Annotated in this window: 13 protein-coding genes and 1 pseudogene; 13 read left to right on the top strand and 1 reads right to left on the bottom strand. The window is 61.9% G+C overall.

From position 1 onward, the window contains the following. Window positions 1-617 precede the first annotated feature (617 nt). Window positions 618-755: a 4-fold beta flower protein gene (locus tag AC1DIO_RS31690; protein WP_476825719.1), complete on the bottom strand. Its 138-nt coding sequence runs from the start codon at window positions 753-755 to the stop codon at window positions 618-620. A 69-nt stretch (window positions 756-824) separates the two neighbouring features. Here AC1DIO_RS31690 and AC1DIO_RS31685 point away from each other — a divergent pair. The 13 genes and pseudogenes from AC1DIO_RS31685 to AC1DIO_RS31625 all read left to right on the top strand — a co-directional run. After that, a pseudogene (locus AC1DIO_RS31685) lies at window positions 825-1,215 on the top strand (IS110 family transposase); the annotation flags it as partial. A gap of 82 nt (window positions 1,216-1,297) precedes the next feature. Further along, window positions 1,298-1,762 carry a type II RES/Xre toxin-antitoxin system antitoxin gene (gene parS / locus AC1DIO_RS31680; RefSeq protein ID WP_441508527.1) on the top strand — a complete coding sequence of 155 codons (465 nt, stop codon included), beginning with the start codon at window positions 1,298-1,300 and terminating at the stop codon, window positions 1,760-1,762. Next, the gene (locus tag AC1DIO_RS31675; RefSeq protein WP_476833188.1) at window positions 1,759-2,262 is read left to right on the top strand and encodes an RES family NAD+ phosphorylase; all 504 of its coding nucleotides are present in this window, start codon (window positions 1,759-1,761) and stop codon (window positions 2,260-2,262) included. The genes parS and AC1DIO_RS31675 overlap by 4 nt, the downstream gene beginning before the upstream one ends. A 664-nt stretch (window positions 2,263-2,926) precedes the next feature. Next, on the top strand, window positions 2,927-4,297 hold the full coding sequence (locus tag AC1DIO_RS31670) for an ABC transporter substrate-binding protein (protein WP_476854643.1): 1,371 nt from the start codon (window positions 2,927-2,929) through the stop codon (window positions 4,295-4,297). A gap of 20 nt (window positions 4,298-4,317) precedes the next feature. Continuing rightward, window positions 4,318-6,456, top strand: a complete 2,139-nt coding sequence (locus AC1DIO_RS31665; protein ID WP_476770792.1) for an FAD-dependent oxidoreductase — start codon at window positions 4,318-4,320, stop codon at window positions 6,454-6,456. Next, entirely contained in the window at window positions 6,434-7,345 is a 912-nt protein-coding gene (locus AC1DIO_RS31660; RefSeq protein ID WP_476770793.1) for a carbohydrate ABC transporter permease, read from the top strand. Before AC1DIO_RS31665 ends, AC1DIO_RS31660 begins: the two co-directional genes overlap by 23 nt. 1 nt (window position 7,346) lies before the next feature. Further along, window positions 7,347-8,186: a carbohydrate ABC transporter permease gene (locus AC1DIO_RS31655; RefSeq protein ID WP_476854642.1), complete on the top strand. Its 840-nt coding sequence runs from the start codon at window positions 7,347-7,349 to the stop codon at window positions 8,184-8,186. A 3-nt stretch (window positions 8,187-8,189) separates the two neighbouring features. Beyond that, complete coding sequence (locus tag AC1DIO_RS31650; protein WP_476770993.1) at window positions 8,190-8,876, top strand: GntR family transcriptional regulator; 687 nt, start codon at window positions 8,190-8,192, stop codon at window positions 8,874-8,876. Between the two features lie 1,458 nt (window positions 8,877-10,334). Further along, a complete protein-coding gene (locus tag AC1DIO_RS31645; RefSeq protein WP_476854641.1) occupies window positions 10,335-11,420 on the top strand; it encodes a RelA/SpoT domain-containing protein in 1,086 nt (361 codons plus the stop codon). A 154-nt stretch (window positions 11,421-11,574) separates the two neighbouring features. Continuing rightward, window positions 11,575-12,027: a c-type cytochrome gene (locus AC1DIO_RS31640; protein ID WP_441507995.1), complete on the top strand. Its 453-nt coding sequence runs from the start codon at window positions 11,575-11,577 to the stop codon at window positions 12,025-12,027. 22 nt (window positions 12,028-12,049) lie between these two features. Continuing rightward, a complete protein-coding gene (locus tag AC1DIO_RS31635; RefSeq protein WP_441507996.1) occupies window positions 12,050-13,399 on the top strand; it encodes a cbb3-type cytochrome c oxidase subunit I in 1,350 nt (449 codons plus the stop codon). Between the two features lie 61 nt (window positions 13,400-13,460). Further along, window positions 13,461-14,270, top strand: coding sequence for a CbbQ/NirQ/NorQ/GpvN family protein (locus AC1DIO_RS31630; protein ID WP_441508020.1), 810 nt, complete (start codon window positions 13,461-13,463; stop codon window positions 14,268-14,270). A 7-nt stretch (window positions 14,271-14,277) separates the two neighbouring features. Next, the gene (locus AC1DIO_RS31625) at window positions 14,278-16,173 is read left to right on the top strand and encodes a nitric oxide reductase activation protein NorD (RefSeq protein ID WP_476854640.1); all 1,896 of its coding nucleotides are present in this window, start codon (window positions 14,278-14,280) and stop codon (window positions 16,171-16,173) included. Window positions 16,174-16,181 lie beyond the last annotated feature (8 nt).

The following is a 16,181-nucleotide window of genomic DNA, read 5'->3' as shown; positions in this document are numbered from 1 at the left end:
TCCCGCCCCGGTCCCGTCGCTCCGCCCTCGCCATCCATCTGCATCGTCTGTGCGCCATGGCACAATGGAAAGCCGTCGCTGGCCTCGCAGCGTGAGCCCGTCACCCGGTTGAGTTCGCTTCAATGGTCCGCGGTTAACGTGACAACGCCCTCTGTCGTAGCTGTGCAGCAGGATCAGGCAAAAGTTCCAAAAGGTAGGGGGTGGATTTTGACCACATCCGAGGAGTCATCGAGGCCTGCCGCCGTCGACTATGGGGCTCCTACGATAGCCTTTGACGGCGTCGGCGGCCTTCTGCACGGGAACGGCCTCTACAGCATCGTTTTGATTACCGGTCGCCCCACCGTAATGCGCGACCAGACTATCCCCATCGTCCCGGTCCTTTCGTGCCAGCTTCAAAGTAGCCGTGAAGGGCTCCTATCCCTCAAGAAGGCAATCGACGACTTAGTCTTGGCCACTACCGCGCCTCACGGTCAGGCGCAGTGACACGGAGCGCTACCTCTCCTGATGCGGGTCATCCAACTCGCCTTACTGTGTGAAAAAGTGGAGCCGCACTTAACTGGCCAATCGTTCGCGCATGCCGAACGTTGCTTCCCATTCTTCCTCTGACAGCAGCCCGCTCATCTCGTAGCGATCATCGAGGGTGCCAGTGGTAACGACCAGCCGAGATGATCACCGTTGAAGCCGTAGACGTCGTACCCGGTATTGCTCTTCTTCAGATACGCAACGCGCTTGCCGCTCCAAAGATAGATCGTCATTCCTCGACGATGGTCGCGCGGCGGAAGCCGCGGCATGATGGTGCCCCGATCCAACGTCGGAGCCCCACCATGAGCCAGCAGCACCACGTCGGCCTCGATGTCTCCGTGAAAGAGACCGCGGTCTGTATCGTCGATCGCCAGGGAAAGGTCGTGTATCGCACACCCTGAAGCGATCAGCGCCATCGGCCTCGGCCACATCTGAGCTCGCATTGGTCTGGAGGCAGGACCGCTTTCACCGTGGCTCTATGCCGGCTTGGTCGAGGCGGTACTGCCGGTGATCCACGTCGAGACCCGACATATGCGCGCTGCGCTTTCGGCCCGGAACAACATKACCGATCGCAATGACGCGCTCGGCATCGCACAGATGATGCGCGTCGGGCTGCTTAAACCGGTCCACGTCAAAAACTCCGGCCGGCCACTCGTTCAGAGCCGAGTTAGGCCGCAGTCAAGCAGGCCCTTGAAACTCGGCGCGTCACCTGTCATATAATTTTGCGACAGTTGACTAACGGGGGGGATGAGCCATGGTGGTTTCGGCTGAGAAGATGATGCCACCGGAAACCGGTGGAACCCTGCACAGGGTGACGGAACTGCTGGGCGGCGCCAAGCTGCTAGCGTGGCGCGTCACTAGCTCCCTGGACGCGCATGAGATGTTGCTACGAGGCCTACCGCCTTCGGCACTGGATCATCTTGTCGGGCAGCTCACCCATATTCAGAAGGCGGATTCGCTGGAGAAGGCGTTCGGCATGAGCCTGCGAACCTATCAGCGGCGCAAGGACGCGCCCGCAAAACCGCTGAGCCAGGAGCAGAGTGGACGGGCGTGGAAGTTCGCCGAGATTCTGTCGAAGGCAACGGATGTTTTCGGTTCGCAGGCAGAGGCTGAACAGTGGTTCGAACGCCCCGCGATCGGCCTTGACCAGCGTCGCCCGATCGACCTTCTGGCGACTCCGGCCGGCGTCGAGCTGGTAGAGGACTATCTGACCCGGCTCGACTACGGTGTCTATGCGTGACGCCATTGCCGAGCGTGCTTGGAGGCGCCGAGCTAATAGCTTGGCGCCTCGATCAAGCCATCCATGCATCGACCTGGGATAGCGGAGAAGGAGCCTATCGGGTCGGAGGGCGATGGAATAGCGCCGGAGTGCGTGCGGTATATTGCGCGCTCGATCCTGCGACGGCCATTCTCGAAGTTGCCGTCCACAAGGGCTTCTGGGTGCTAGACACCGTTCCCCATGTGATGACGGCGGCCGTTATTTCAGACATTGCTGCAGTCCATATCGTCACGCCGGATCGGGTACCGAATCCGAATTGGCTGCGCCCTGGCATCCCAAGTGCCGGCCAGCAGGTTTTTGGCGACGATCTGCTACGGCGGCATGCATTTGTCGTTGTTCCGAGTGTGGTTTCAACCCATAGCTGGAATTTGCTCTTCACGGCCGCCAGGCTGGGCTATGCGCGCCGAGTTCAGGAGTCGTTCGCGCTCGATACCCGACTTCATCCGCCGTCAGCGAAGTGACACGACATAGTGCCGCAGAACAGCGGCATGGTTCTGTTGCAAATTCCCGCGGCGCCATGGAATTTGGGGGTTCGTGCCGTTTCACGCCGCTGCGATAATGAAACTGCGCTGCGAACTGCTGGGCTTTGTCATGCTCCCCCTTCGTCGAGTGCCTCGAGCCTGCGGTGCAGATCGGTTACCTTGATGGCCTCGGTCGTGCCGCTTTACCAGACCGTCATCGGCTATGGCGCCGCCAAGCCGCTGCAGTTCACCCCGGCGCCGAACGAAAATCTGTTCCTCAACCGCATGCGTTGGGGGGAGTGATTCGAGTCCAGCTGGCATTGGCACGTTAACTGCCGGCGGGCGTCAGGGCCTGAACGGGTCGTCATCGGGTTCGCACGCCAACCCATGTCTTGGTCGACCGAATTCGGTTCCTCGCGAAAGTCATGCCCTGAATCGGGTCGGCTAATCACCCTTTTGCCTGCGCGCCCCGTTCGATTTGTCAGCCGACCGGTCGTACAATCCCGAAGGAGGCGATTCATCGGGCCCGCCGGTGGCGAATACGTCACTATCCGCTCGAAGCCATGCCCCAACCAAGAACTGCGCCGCACGTGGCAGGGTGGGGCTATTTCGAGCAGCTCTTGTTCTGCCTCCTAATGAGGAAAGCGCAGCTTCGACGGGCGCAGTGTTCCGACTCCTGACACGGTTTGCCCAAGCTCGAACGTGCCGAAATGCTAATAACATGTCAGTTGTATCTTGCTGCAGCGTCTGTAATCCTTCCTTTCGGGAGGATCGAATGAAAACACATCTCATCATCGGTGCGCTGCTCGGACTGGCCGGGCTGAGCGAGGCCGCAGCCCAGGTGCCGATCCGGGTCTTCGCGAACTCAGCCCATCAAACGGCGTTTCAGGGCACACCTAACAGGCCCGAAACCAATCTCCAGGCGGCTTTCGAGCGCGAGACCGGGTTCAAGATCATCTGGGAAACGGTGCCGTGGCCGCAGATGCAGCAGAACCTGCTCCGGACCCTGTCATCTGGTACATCGCAGTTCGACGTCGTGATGATCGAGAGCAGTTGGCCCTCACGCGACGTTCTGGAAAAGTTGGTTTCGCTGAAGGAGCGGCAGGCCCAGGCGCTCGAACTCGCCAAGATATTCCCGTCCATGCTCGCCGCTTACCAGCTTGACGGCGATCTCCGCGCGGTGCCGATCCGCTCGAATCCTCAGATCATCCACTACAATAAGCAGATCTTCGAGGAGCGTGGCATTACCGCGCCCAAGACCTTCGAAGATTTCCTAGCTGCCGCCGAGAAGGCCTCGCACAAGCGCGCGGACGGCGCCTCGGTCTATGGCCTAGCCATCAAGCCCGAAGAAGACATCATTACGACCGTCAAGGCTATGGGCGGCAATGTTCTGACGGATGATCACGAAGTAAAGGTCACCGAACCGAAGACCATCAAGGCGATCGAACGGTTGAGGACGCTGGTTGAGCGCGGCGCGCTGCCGCCGAACTTCGCTTCGATGGACGCCACCTCCGTCCAGACGATGATGCGCGAGGGCCTGGCTGCAATGTCGCTGTTCGGCGACAACTATTACAACCGCTTCAACGATCCGGCCTCGTCCCGCGTGGCCGGCAAGGTTGGCTTCTTCGCAATCCCCGGATCGGCCGAAGGCAGCTTCGCTCCGGCCAAGATGGCATTCTGGGGGGCAGCATTCCCGGCCAACGGCCGGGCCGAGGGGCGTGAAGCCGCCTGGACATTCATTCGCTACCTCGCCTCGCCTGCCGTGCAGTTGCGAATGGCCCAGAATGGCAATGGTCCGGTCGATCCCGAGACACTCGCCAATCCGGCCTTTGTCGCGGCCGCCCCCTATAGTGCCGCTTCGGCCGCCGCACTCGCGAACGGCGCCTCCCCGCTGCCGGTGTTCGAAGGTGCCAATCAGGTACGCGACATCTTCGTCAAGGAGGCTGTCGCCGCCATGATGGGCCGTAAGTCAGCACAGGCCGCCATGACTGATGCGCACGCGCAAATCCAACCTCTCGTCGCAGCGCGGCGATAAATTCAGGGGTGGGTCCGGGAATGAACGCGCCCTATGCGCTCTCGAGCCGCGACATCGTTTTGCGCGATGTCGACGTGCTCGTGCTCGGCGGCGGGATGTCCGGTGTCTTCGCCGCATTGGCGGCCAAGACGCCGCACCTGAGCGTCGCCATCGTCGAACCCAGCAATATTCTAGGCGGCCAGGGCACCGCAGGCGGTGTCGCCGGCTTTGTCGGTGACACCGCCCGGGTCAATTACATCTTCGCGGATCTGGTGGCGCGCCTCACCCGCGCCGGCAAGATCGAGCCCTATCGCAGCAATGACGACCGCCGCGCCTATGATCTCGAATCCTGCGGCTTCGCCTTGCAATGCATGCTCGACGAGGCCGGGATTGAGACTTGGCTGCATGCCGCAGCGCTTGATGCCAAGGCTGAGAATGGGAGCGTCACCGAAGTTCTGGTGCGATGTGGGCCGACCCTCGTGCGCGTCAGCCCCCGAGTTGTGATCGATGCGACCGGTAATGCGGTGATTGCCTCAGCCCTCGGCTGTCCTGTCACGCATCTTGGCGCGCGCGAACAATTGCCGATGAGCCTCTATTTCACCCTCTGGAACACCCACCAACTGGTGCGCCCGCTGCTGCCGGAGGGCTGCCCGAGTTGGGAGAGAGACGACGAGCTGCCTATGACGTCCTTGCACGGCTTTGCCGATGGCCGGGTCGAGGTGAAGATGAAAGTCGTCGGCTTCGATGCGGCTGATGGCTTCAGCCTGTCGAAGGCTGAAATCCATGCGCGCCGACAGATGATGGGCCTAGTCTATTATCTTCAGACGCGAGGCTATGGCGGCCGACACACCATCAATGGTGGCGCGCCGCTCGCCACATATACGCTGGCTCATACTGCTCGCAGCATCGGCCAACGCGAAGGCCGGCGCATCATCGGCAAAGCGACCTTGACGGATGCGGATGTCCGCAGCGGCGCGGTGTTCGACGACGCTGTCGCCGTCGGCACCTATCACCTCGACTTCCATTGGCCGGCGACGGAGCGGCGTGCAGGAACGGGCGTCACCGACATGGTCGAACCGTATCACATCCCGCTCGGCGCGATGATCCCGCAGGGCGCGAGCAATGTTCTTTGCCCCGGGCGTTCCCTGTCGGGCGAGCAACTGGCGCTGAGCTCCTACCGGGCGATGACGACATGCGCCCAGATGGGCTTCGGCGCGGGTAAAGCGGCAGCGCTCGCCGCAGCGCACGGCGGCGATATCGAGCGGATCGACATCAAGACTCTACGCCGGGACATCGAGGCAGGCGGCCAAAGTCTCGATCTGTCAACCTACGGCGACTATCTCCGTTGTCTGCGCCTGATCGACGAAGACACCGGCCTCGTGGCGGAAGGCGAGGCCGAGCTGAAACTGGTTCGCGCTCGCAACGGCCGGACCTATCTCGCCTGCCTCCAGCGCAGCGGGAAACTCACGATCTCCCTGCGCTTCCACCGCCACTGGTCGACCGTTGCCGTGACGCAGTTGGCCGGGCCCGCGCGACTGGTCAGATTTGCTAGTACAGGCGACGGGCTGCTCGACATGCAGCTCTCCGATGGCGGCGGCCGGCTCATGGCCTTTCGCGGTGAGGTCGCCCTCGCCTCTGACCGCGCGCCTTTGTCCTTACAGCTTCTGCCGGAACCGGGTTTAACTACCGCCTCGACGCTTGAGCGGAGCGAGAGTCTCGATGGCGGCAGCATAGCCATGGACGATCAGTTGACCGTCATTGCTATCTCCCCGACTGGGGCTAGCGCCGTACGCAGCGATTGCCGAACGTTCCAGACAACACTGGTCGCGCGCATCCTGGACGGCCACGAGATTCAGCTTTACCGCGCCGACGGGGCGGCGCGCGCGAACGGCGCGCACTTGATAGCGTTTGTCAAAGCGCCCGCAAAGGAGACCCGTTTCCTGATCCTTAGCCACGACCTCAATGGTGCCGTCACACCCGACATGATCGCGACTCCAATAGGTATCGCCGTCGCCTTCAGCGATTTGGACGGCAGGATCCGCTTGTGGGAAGGCGCGCTTGAGCAATTCTCGGCGCTGGGTTCGCCGGCGCCAGACCCGAGGGAGCTGCAGCGCGCACCTTACCAGGATCGGGTTCTGCTGGCGGGAGCACTCGGGGATGCCCGCCAGGACGCGCGTTGAGTTGAAGCCCGGCGCGGTAGGCCACGTAGCGAGCAAGCTCGCCCCCTTGCGCAACTGGTCGCTGGTGATGCCGCTTTATGCGCTTGTCACCGCCGTGATCGTCTTGCCCGAAATCTGGGCGCTCTATCTCAGTTTTACAGATTATTCAGTCGGCCGTGTTCCGAATTTCGTCGGCCTGAAGAATTATCGCGCGACCCTCGCCGCCGCCGATTTCTGGGCCTCGACCTGGCGCACGGCGGTTTTCGTCGCGATCGCCGTCAGCCTCCAACTCGCCATCGGACTTTGGCTCGCCTGCATTCTCGTGCGCGTGAGGCGCTTTCGCGCGCTGGTGATCGCCTGTCTCGTCGCTCCGATCGCCATGAGCCATGCGGTCACGGCGACGATGTGGAGCTATCTGCTCGATCTCAATGTCGGCCCGATCAACTACGCCATCGAACTTCTAGGCTTTCCCCGGCAGCAATGGCTTTCCTCGGATTCCCTCGCGCTTCCGGTTGTGGCCTTGATCGAATTCTGGGCCGGCATGCCCCACGTCCTCATCTTGCTGTTTCCGATCCGGGCGGCGCTGTCGCCGGAGATCTACGAGGCGGCCGAGATCGATGGTGCCAGCCCATTCCAGAGCTTCCTCAGCATCACGCTTCCCTTGATGATGGCCGGGTTGCTAATCGCCGCCGTCTTCCGCGTCATCATCACCATGCGCGCTTTCGGGACTGTCTGGATACTGACGAAGGGCGGACCGCTMGAGGCCACGCAGATCCTCTCGATCTATCTCTACAAGGTAGGATTCAGCTACTGGGAATTCGGACGGGCCGCCGCCATCGCCTGGCTCATGCTGCTGTTGACGGCCGCTGCCGCCAGCATTCAGGTCATCCGGCTTTATCGGGAACACTAAGATGGAGTCGTCGCGTGCAAGGCTGGGCTGGATAGATCGTATTGTGCTCGGAATTGCCGTGTTCGTCTCGGTCGTCCCGATCCTGGTGGTCGCGCTCTCGGCCCTGAAACCCGACCGGGACATCTTCTCTTATCGGCCGATCCTGCTTTTCTGGCCCACGCTGGCGAATTTCTTCAGTCTCGGCGAACGCTGGAGCAAGTTCATGCTGGGTCTGGCCAACAGCGCGGCTGTGACCGGCGGGTCGATTCTACTCGTGCTGGCCGTCAGTCTTCCGGCCGCCTACGCCTTCTCGCGCTTGCCGCAATTCGGCGTGCGGCGCTCATCGGCGGTCCTGCTTGCGCTGAAGATGTTGCCGCCTCTGGTCGTCACCGTGCCGCTGTTCCCGATCTTTTCGAGCGTGGGCCTTGATGATTCCCGCCTCGGACTGGTCCTGGTCTATGCGGCCTTCGAGGTCAGCCTAGCGGTGATGATCCTGAAGACCTTCATCGACAACGTTCCGCTGGAAATCGAGGAGGCCTCCTTTCTCGACGGCTGCAGCCGTTTTCAGGCCTTTCGACGCATCATCCTGCCGCTGATCTGGCCGGGTATTCTGACAGTCGCCATCTTCGTCGCTGTGTTCGCCTGGAACGATTATATGTTTGGGCTCGTGCTAACGACGACGCGCACCGCAACCGCCCCAGTCGTCCTGGCCGACATGCTGTCGGGCATCGGCGAAGGCACTGCCAACTGGGGTGAGGTCTTCGCTGCGGCAACGCTGCAGATGGTCCCGGTGCTAATTTTTGTCTGGATCGTCCAGAAGCAGATGTTCTTTGGGGCCATGCTCGGTGCCACGAAAGGCTGATCGATGGTGAGAAATCTACCCGCCGTCGTCTTCGAGGCATCCTCCCGCCAGCGGGCCTACGACAGCTTCGTAAAGAACCTGCTCGCCCACCGGATCAGGCCCGGCCAATTTCTCTCGCAGCGCGAATTGGTCGACATGACCGGCTTGCCGATCGGCACGATCCGCGAACTGGTGTCTCGCCTCGAAGGCGAAAGGCTGGTCAACGTAGTACCGAGCCGCGGGATGCAGATCGCCTATGTCGACATCGACTTGGTCAAGGACGCTTTCCAATACCGGCTGATGATCGAAAAGGAAGCCACGGCGAGCTTCATCGAGACGGCGACCGACCAGGCCATCCTGGCGATGCGCCGCGAACATGAGGAGATTCTGGAGCAGGATTGCCTGCGGGCAAACGGCCGAAAACCGGAATCCGACATGCTGGCCCGCGCCCGGGACGTTGACAGCGCCTTTCACGCAGTGATCGTCGATTCGCTCGGAAATCGGATCATCTCGGAAGCCTATCGCCTTAACTCGCTCAAGCTGAGTCTGATCCGGCAGGAACGCGGATTAATGACGGATTCTCTGGTTTCGATTGCGATGGGCGATCATCTGCGGATTATCGCCGCGCTAGAACGTCGCGACGGACCGGCCGCAGTGGCCGCAATGAGCGACCACGTGCTGCGCGGCTGCTCGCGCGCGCTTAGCCTGTAGGAATGTACGGACTTTGCGGGGGAGCAGATCGTCAAGCTGTTGCTGCTCGGGAAAAGTAACAGCGAGCTCGCTCACGAGCTTTCGTACAGCGACAAGACGGGCAAGGGCTCAATGACCACCCTAATGGCCAGGCCGAACGCTCGCAATCGCCTGCAGGTAGTCCTTGCGGCGCAAATGTTGAAGGCCGCATCCGACCCCTGCCTCACCGCCGCGGTGCAAAGGCTGAATAGCGCATCCTCCGGCGACCGCTGCGGATAGACCTCCAGCGCTCCAGGTCCTGATCGTCCGCAGAGACCATCAGATCAACGACCGCCCACATTAAGATTTGCAACTTGGGGTGCCGTATCCGTCCGCTTTCTCATCGCTTCGCCCTGGCAGGCAATTGGACGAGGCGACCTCAAACAAACGCTCAAATCGGTGCTAATCGCCCCAATGGACTGGGCTCAATACACCTCAAGCTTCGTCCGTTTGGTCGCTCACCTTGTACGTCGAGCGAACAAGCAATGAGGAGATAATAATTGCGAGCAACGGACTCCCGATGAAGAGTATGTCATCGATCTGGGGAGCGAGAGCTAACAAATATATAAGCCGCCAGATCGATAATGTCAGGAGAACGCTGCATAACAAGCCAAGAACAATCTTTTTTGCCATCTTATCCTTAGACCTTACCGGAAGGCTCCCGACAGGTTCGGTTATAGGAGGTTGGCCTGCTTCGCTTGTTAAAGTCCGCCAGAGACTTGTTCGTCGCTGAACGACAAGAGGAATTCGGAGCAACTCCGACCGCAGCAGCATCAAACGCGCTCTCAAGGCGCACAGCGCCTTTCTCCATCATGCGTATTTTGTCACCGCGGGGCATTCAATCTGTCACTGGCGCGGATCGGCGCCTGTTCAACAGGCGACACGTGGGGGAAGACGAACGAATGCCCAATCGCCCGAAGTCTCAGGCGCACAAAGATTGGCACCGCGAGGCGCTAACTTGGCACCGAGAAGCACAAAGAATGGCACTAGCTGAGGATCGGTATCTGCTCGTGTGAGTGGAACCGTGGTTTGCCATTTTGACGCTTCGGCGCGCCGCAAATGACGCAACAGCCTGCCGCACTAGCGGCAGGCTCCTTTCAGGAGCCTTCAACAGCGGAAGGTCGTAGCGACCGGTGTCTGAAGTGAGAAACATGCGAGACAACCACGCTGCGCGAGCGTGAAGTACCGAGCTGCTTGTGTAGGCGCTCCGGAAGTTTGGTCGGATTCTACCGGAAGCGTGTCCCAATGTGAGCGGAAGTCCGCCGTACCCATAAAATCCCCCGCCGCCTAGTCGCGGCGGGACCTCACGCCAGGAACATGACTTTCGCAGACCTCCGTCCCAAACCGAGGTCGATCGCTCTGGGGCTTCGGCACCGTCAGGGGAGTCGTACGTCGTTGGAGAGGGCACGGGTTGATGTTGCCGGGGATCTTCTCAAGAGCGTGATCCCTCGCGACAGTTTCCGAACACCGGAAGTTCTCGAGGCCTTCTCAATCGCCAACGAATGGCGTGAACGGCACCTCGTTGCGATGAGGCAAATCCGAGCCCAGCTCGCGGCTACGAATCGTGCGCTCGAAACCGGCGGTGTCACGGCCGCGCGCCTCAAGCGCATGCCAGCAATCCGAAGGAAGCTTCGGAGACTGAACCATAAGCTTTCCGAGATTCAGGACCTCGGCGGATATCGCGTCATCCTACCTACCATCGAAGACGTCAGGCGTTTCAGTGAGCGCCTCCAGCAGTCCGATCGTCATCAACTCCGTGACACCAACGACTACATCCATAGGCCGAAGAAGGATGGGTACCGCTCCCTCCACCTCCTGCTCAATCATGATGATCAGCGCTTTCCCGAGCAGAAGGGGCTGAGAATCGAGCTTCAGGTGCGTACCCATCTTCAGCATGCCTGGGCCACGGCAGTAGAGGCGCTCGGTCTTTATCTGCGCGTCAATATTAAAGGCGGAGGCGGAAGTGAGTCATGGCGCCGCCTCCTGATGCTGATGTCCTGCGAATTCGCCGAGAGTGAGGGCTGCCCCCCGGTTCGCAGTGCACCGATTGGAGAAGAGCGTCGACGCGAAATCGTCGAGCTCGACCGGCAGCTCGGCGCTCAGGCTAAGCTCGACAACCTCGCGTACGGCTTTCAGGTCATCGAGCGTTATGTGATCGATCGCTTCGCGAAGTACCTGCTGCTCCGGTACGATCACGAGGCCAAGACGATCGACGTTGAGACCTTCACGGAAGCGCCGGACACCGCCCGGGTTTACGGAGATATCGAACGTCGCCTGGCCGTAGACAGTGCCGATGATGAAGACCCCGCGAGCGATACGGTCTTGGTCAGTCTCGGCCAGCTCAACGATCTAAAGAAGGCATTCCCGAATTATTTCGGTGACGTCAGGGTTTTCCGAGAACAGCTCGGACACATCTGCCGCGGTCGCGGAGTGGCGATATATGACCTTCCGAGGCAGGCGCTCGTGCCGCCCCGGCCTCGTGAAGTAGTTGATCCAGCTTGGTTGACGAGGCTCTCGTGCGAGTGATCGCCTAGCCCTTCTTTGTCAATGCGCAAAGAAGGCGATTGCGGGACGCGTTAGCACAACTCGTCCCGCCCGACGGCCTTGGCTTTCGACCTCAAGCAGATTGCCTTCCGACCCCAGGACACCCGACTGGCCGCTGCAACGGAAGGATGTGCGAATGGCCGAACGTTTGACCAAGACGGGAGCGCGCAACGTCTTCTATGGCGGCTCGATCTTCTTCTTCGCCATCTTTGTTGGGCTAACGGCCCACAGCCACTGGTTCATGCGCACCAAGTCAACAGACGAATCGACGCTGACCCCGGCAGTCGCGCGCGGCAAACATGTCTGGGAGCGAAACTCCTGCATCAACTGCCACACGCTGCTCGGTGAGGGCGCCTATTTCGCGCCCGAGCTCGGCAATGTCTGGAAACGCTATGGCGGCGACCGCGACACAGCCGGTGCTCGCGAGACGCTGAAAGCCTGGATGGGCGCACAGCCGACCCGGATCGAGGGGCGGCGCCAGATGCCGCAATTCAATCTCACCGACCAGGAACTGAACGACCTCGCCGATTTCCTGGAATGGACGAGCCGTATCAAGACCCAGAACTGGCCGCCCAACGACGCCGGCTGAGACGCCTAGCGCGGAGACTGTCATGACGAGATACAAGACCCAAAACGTCGCGATGCTGTATTTCTACGGGGCACTTGCCCTCTTCGTCGCGCAAGTCGCATTCGGCGTGCTGGCGGGAGCAATCTACGTGCTCCCCAATACGCTCTCTGAGCTTCTGCCCTTCAACATCGTGCGGATGATCCACACCAACGCGCTGGTCGTCTGGCTGCTCCTCGGCTTCATGGGCGCGACCTACTACCTGCTGCCCGAAGAGGCCGAGACGGAGCTCTACAGTCCAAGGCTGGCGGTCATCCAATTCTGGATGTTCTTCATTGCGGCAGCGGTCGCGGTCGTTGGCTACCTGTTCCGTATCCATGAGGGGCGCGAATTCCTCGAACAGCCCTTCGCCATCAAGGTGGGCATCGTCATTGTGGTGCTGATCTTCCTGTTCAACATCACCATGACGAGCCTGAAGGGCCGCAAGACGACGGTCACCAATATTTTGCTATTCGGACTGTGGGGACTTGCGGTCTTCTTCCTCTTCGCCTTCTACAACCCCGCTAACCTCGCGCTCGACAAGATGTACTGGTGGTACGTCATCCATCTCTGGGTCGAGGGTGTCTGGGAGCTGATAATGGCTTCCGTGCTCGCCTTCCTGATGATCAAGCTTAATGGCGTCGACCGTGAAGTGGTCGAGAAGTGGCTCTATGTCATCGTCGGGCTGGCACTCTTTTCCGGCATCCTTGGCACCGGCCATCATTATTACTGGATCGGCGCGCCCGGTTACTGGCAGTGGATCGGCTCTCTGTTCTCGACCCTGGAAGTCGCCCCGTTCTTCACCATGGTGATCTTCACCGTCCAGATGACCTGGAAGGCCGGCCGCAATCACCCCAACAAGGCCGCGCTGCTCTGGTCGATCGGCTGCTCGGTGATGGCCTTCTTCGGAGCCGGTGTCTGGGGCTTCCTGCACACGCTTTCCTCGGTGAACTACTACACCCATGGCACGCAGGTCACCGCTGCCCACGGGCATCTCGCCTTCTTCGGTGCCTATGTGATGCTGAACCTCGCCATGATGGCCTATGCCATCCCAGAACTGCGTGGCCGCGCGCCCTACAACCAGTGGCTCTCGATTGTGAGCTTCTGGATGATGGTGACGGCGATGTCGGTGATGACCTTCGCGCTGACCTTCGCCGGCGTCGTCCAGGTCCATCTCCAGCGCGTCCTCGGCCAATCCTTCATGGAAGTGCAGGACCAACTCGCACTGTTTTACTGGGTGCGTCTCGGCTCCGGCGTCATCGTGGTCATTTCAGCACTGATGTTCGTCTGGGCCGTGCTGGTCCCCGGCAAGGTGCGGCGCGAACAGCCCCTCGGGCGTGTCCAGCCGGCGGAGTGATATCATGCGCAACCCAGACAATCCTCCGATGGGTACACCTGCCATGTCGTTGCCCGATCAGATGCTGCCGTCTTGCGGCAGCGTCTCGCGCGCACCGGATATCCCGGCCTATACGGCCAGCGGCAATGAGAGAGCCCTGTTCGAAAAGGCTTGGGAACGGCGCCTGCCACTCCTGCTCAAGGGGCCAACCGGCTCCGGCAAGACGCGCTTCGTCACTCACATGGCTGCAAGTCTCGGGCTGCCGGTCTTCACCGTTGCCTGCCATGACGATCTCTCTGCGGCCGACTTGACCGGACGCCATCTGCTCAAGGGCGGCGAGACCGTCTGGGTGGATGGGCCGTTGACGCGCGCAGTCCGCGAAGGCGGTCTCTGCTATCTCGACGAGATCGTGGAGGCCCGCAAGGATGTCGCAGTGGTGCTGCACCCGCTGACCGACGACCGCCGTATCCTGCCGCTGGAACGAACCGGCGAGGTGCTCACCGCCCCGCCCTCCTTCATGCTCGCGGTCTCCTACAACCCCGGCTACCAGAGCCTGCTAAAGAACCTGAAGCCCTCGACCCGCCAGCGCTTCGTCTCGATCACCTTCGACTTCCTGCCGCACGATCGAGAGATCGCCGTGGTCGCAGAGGAGAGCGGGCTAAACGAGACTGCAGTCGCTCCGCTCGTCGATCTCGCGCGACGGCTACGCGGCCTCAAGGGCCAGGACCTGGAAGAGGGCGTCTCGACCCGGCTTCTGGTCTATTGCGCCAGCCTGATCGATGCAGGCCTGCCGCGACGCGAGGCGGTCATCTCGGCGCTGATCGAGCCGTTGACCGACGAGCCAGAGGTGAAGGCTGGGCTGATGGAGATCGCCCGGGCCGTGCTGGACTGAGAGGGCCATGCTGGATTTCCTGGAGTTCGAGGAGACGGTCGGGCGCTTCTGGCACCGGCTTGTTGGCGAGACCGCGAGTTGGCCGCRCCATCCCGAGGCCGCCGTGACGCTATCGCAAATCGCCCCAGTTCTCTCCGTTTGCTTTCGCGGGTTCGGCGGCGAGCACGGCGTGAGGCTGGCGCCGGTCCGCGGGCGCAGCGCCGCGCACCGACTGAACTGGCGCCAGCGCGTCGGTCTCGGCGAGGAGCGGCTGGCCCAGCCATCGCGGACGGCCGACAACCTGCATCTGCCCCCGGAGATCGCGCTCTTCGCCGATCCCGCGTTGAATCGCGATCTCTATCTCTGGCTCGTCGCCTGTATGGCAGTGATGCCGACCAGGCCCGTAACCGAGACGGACCCGCTACGACGCGACCTCGCTCTCATTGCCGCAGCGGAGCACCTAGTGGCATCTGTCCTTGCCGCCTTTCCGGGCATGAGCGAGCGTTATCGTCGGCTGGCGGCTGCAACGCTCGCCATCCGGCGGCGCGCGTCCCTTCCCGCGATCGAGGCCAGGGTCGAGGCCCTGATCCGCAGGCTTCTCGAAAACGGAGCCGCAGGCTCTGCGCCCCCGCCAGACAAGCCCGAGGACAAGGCACCGCCCGGCTATCTGCCCGCGCTCGCCGTCCCGCTATGGCCAATCGTCGTCGCGACGGAGCCGACAACCGCACGCCGCCGCGACGATGATCGACCGCCTTCGGCCGCTGCGCCCGAGACCGGCATGCAGCATCATACAGCGAGCCGCGAGCAGCTGGCGGAGCATGACAAGGAGCGCAGCCCCTTCATCCTCAACCGCTTCGAGAAGATCCTCGCCATGTCAGAAATGGTGCGGGTCGACCGACCATCCGACGACAGCGACGACCACGACCCCCAAGCGGCCGACGAGCTCGACGACATGGTGCTCGGCGAGCGCAAGGGGCGCCCCGCCTCGCGCTTCCGTTTCGACCTCGACCTGCCGCCGGAAGCGGTCGACCCCACGCCGCTGACCGGGGAGCTGACCTATCCGGAATGGGATTTCCGCACCGGAACCTATCGCGAGAACCATTGCCGGGTGGTGGTCGGCACCGCGAGCGGCGGAGCGCCTTGCGTGCCCCCCGATGATGCGACGCGCGCCTTGGCGCGCCGCGTGCAGCGCCAGTTCGAGGCGATGCGGCCCTGCCGTGAGCCGCAGCGGGGCCAGATCGACGGCCCGGATCTCGATCTCGACGCGGTGGTACGTCGGCAGGCCGATCTTGCAGCAGGTGGGCCGGGCACTGATCGCATCTATCTCGCCAGCCGTCCGCAAACCTTCGACCTCGCCGTCACCACCCTCCTGGATGTGTCGCTGTCCACCGATTCATGGTTCGACGACCTGCGCGTGCTCGATGTCGAGAAACAGGCACTCTCCGTGCTCGCTCATGGGCTCGCCGCCTGCGGAGACCGCCATGAGATCCTGAGCTTCACCTCGCGCCGCCGAGACTGGGTGCGGATCGAAACGCTCAAGCGCTTCGACGAACCGATGGGGGAGGCAGTCGAGGCGCGCATCGCGGCGCTGCGGCCCGGCTTCTACACCCGTATCGGCGCCGCGATCAGGCATGCCAGCGCCCGGCTCAAGCGCCAGCCTGATCGCCGGAAGCTGCTGTTGGTGCTGACCGACGGTAAGCCGAACGATATCGACCACTATGAAGGTCGCTTTGCCATGGAGGACACGCGCAAGGCGGTGGCCGAGGCGCGCGGCGCCGGGCTCGTCGTCTTCGCTGTCACGGTGGACCGCGAGGCGCGCGCCTATCTGCCCTTCCTGTTCGGGCAGCACGGTCATGCCATCGTCTCCAGACTGTCTCGGCTGCCGGCTGCGCTGCCGGCGATCTATCGCTCGCTCGCGGCCTAAGGAGGGTC

The organism is Allobosea sp. 05T439 (assembly GCF_056396005.1).
Note: the sequence above shows the minus strand (reverse complement) of the source record. Positions and strands in the feature narration are given on the sequence as shown.

Excerpts from the sequence above, each read along its gene's own strand:
- AC1DIO_RS31690 (WP_476825719.1), bottom strand. The coding sequence starts at position 755 with ATGACGATCTATCTTTGGAGCGGCAAGCGCGTTGCGTATCTGAAGAAG.
- parS (WP_441508527.1), top strand. The coding sequence starts at position 1,298 with ATGATGCCACCGGAAACCGGTGGAACCCTGCACAGGGTGACGGAACTG.
- AC1DIO_RS31665 (WP_476770792.1), top strand. The coding sequence starts at position 4,318 with ATGAACGCGCCCTATGCGCTCTCGAGCCGCGACATCGTTTTGCGCGAT.
- AC1DIO_RS31655 (WP_476854642.1), top strand. The coding sequence starts at position 7,347 with ATGGAGTCGTCGCGTGCAAGGCTGGGCTGGATAGATCGTATTGTGCTC.
- AC1DIO_RS31650 (WP_476770993.1), top strand. The coding sequence starts at position 8,190 with ATGGTGAGAAATCTACCCGCCGTCGTCTTCGAGGCATCCTCCCGCCAG.
- AC1DIO_RS31640 (WP_441507995.1), top strand. The coding sequence starts at position 11,575 with ATGGCCGAACGTTTGACCAAGACGGGAGCGCGCAACGTCTTCTATGGC.
- AC1DIO_RS31635 (WP_441507996.1), top strand. The coding sequence starts at position 12,050 with ATGACGAGATACAAGACCCAAAACGTCGCGATGCTGTATTTCTACGGG.
- AC1DIO_RS31630 (WP_441508020.1), top strand. The coding sequence starts at position 13,461 with ATGCTGCCGTCTTGCGGCAGCGTCTCGCGCGCACCGGATATCCCGGCC.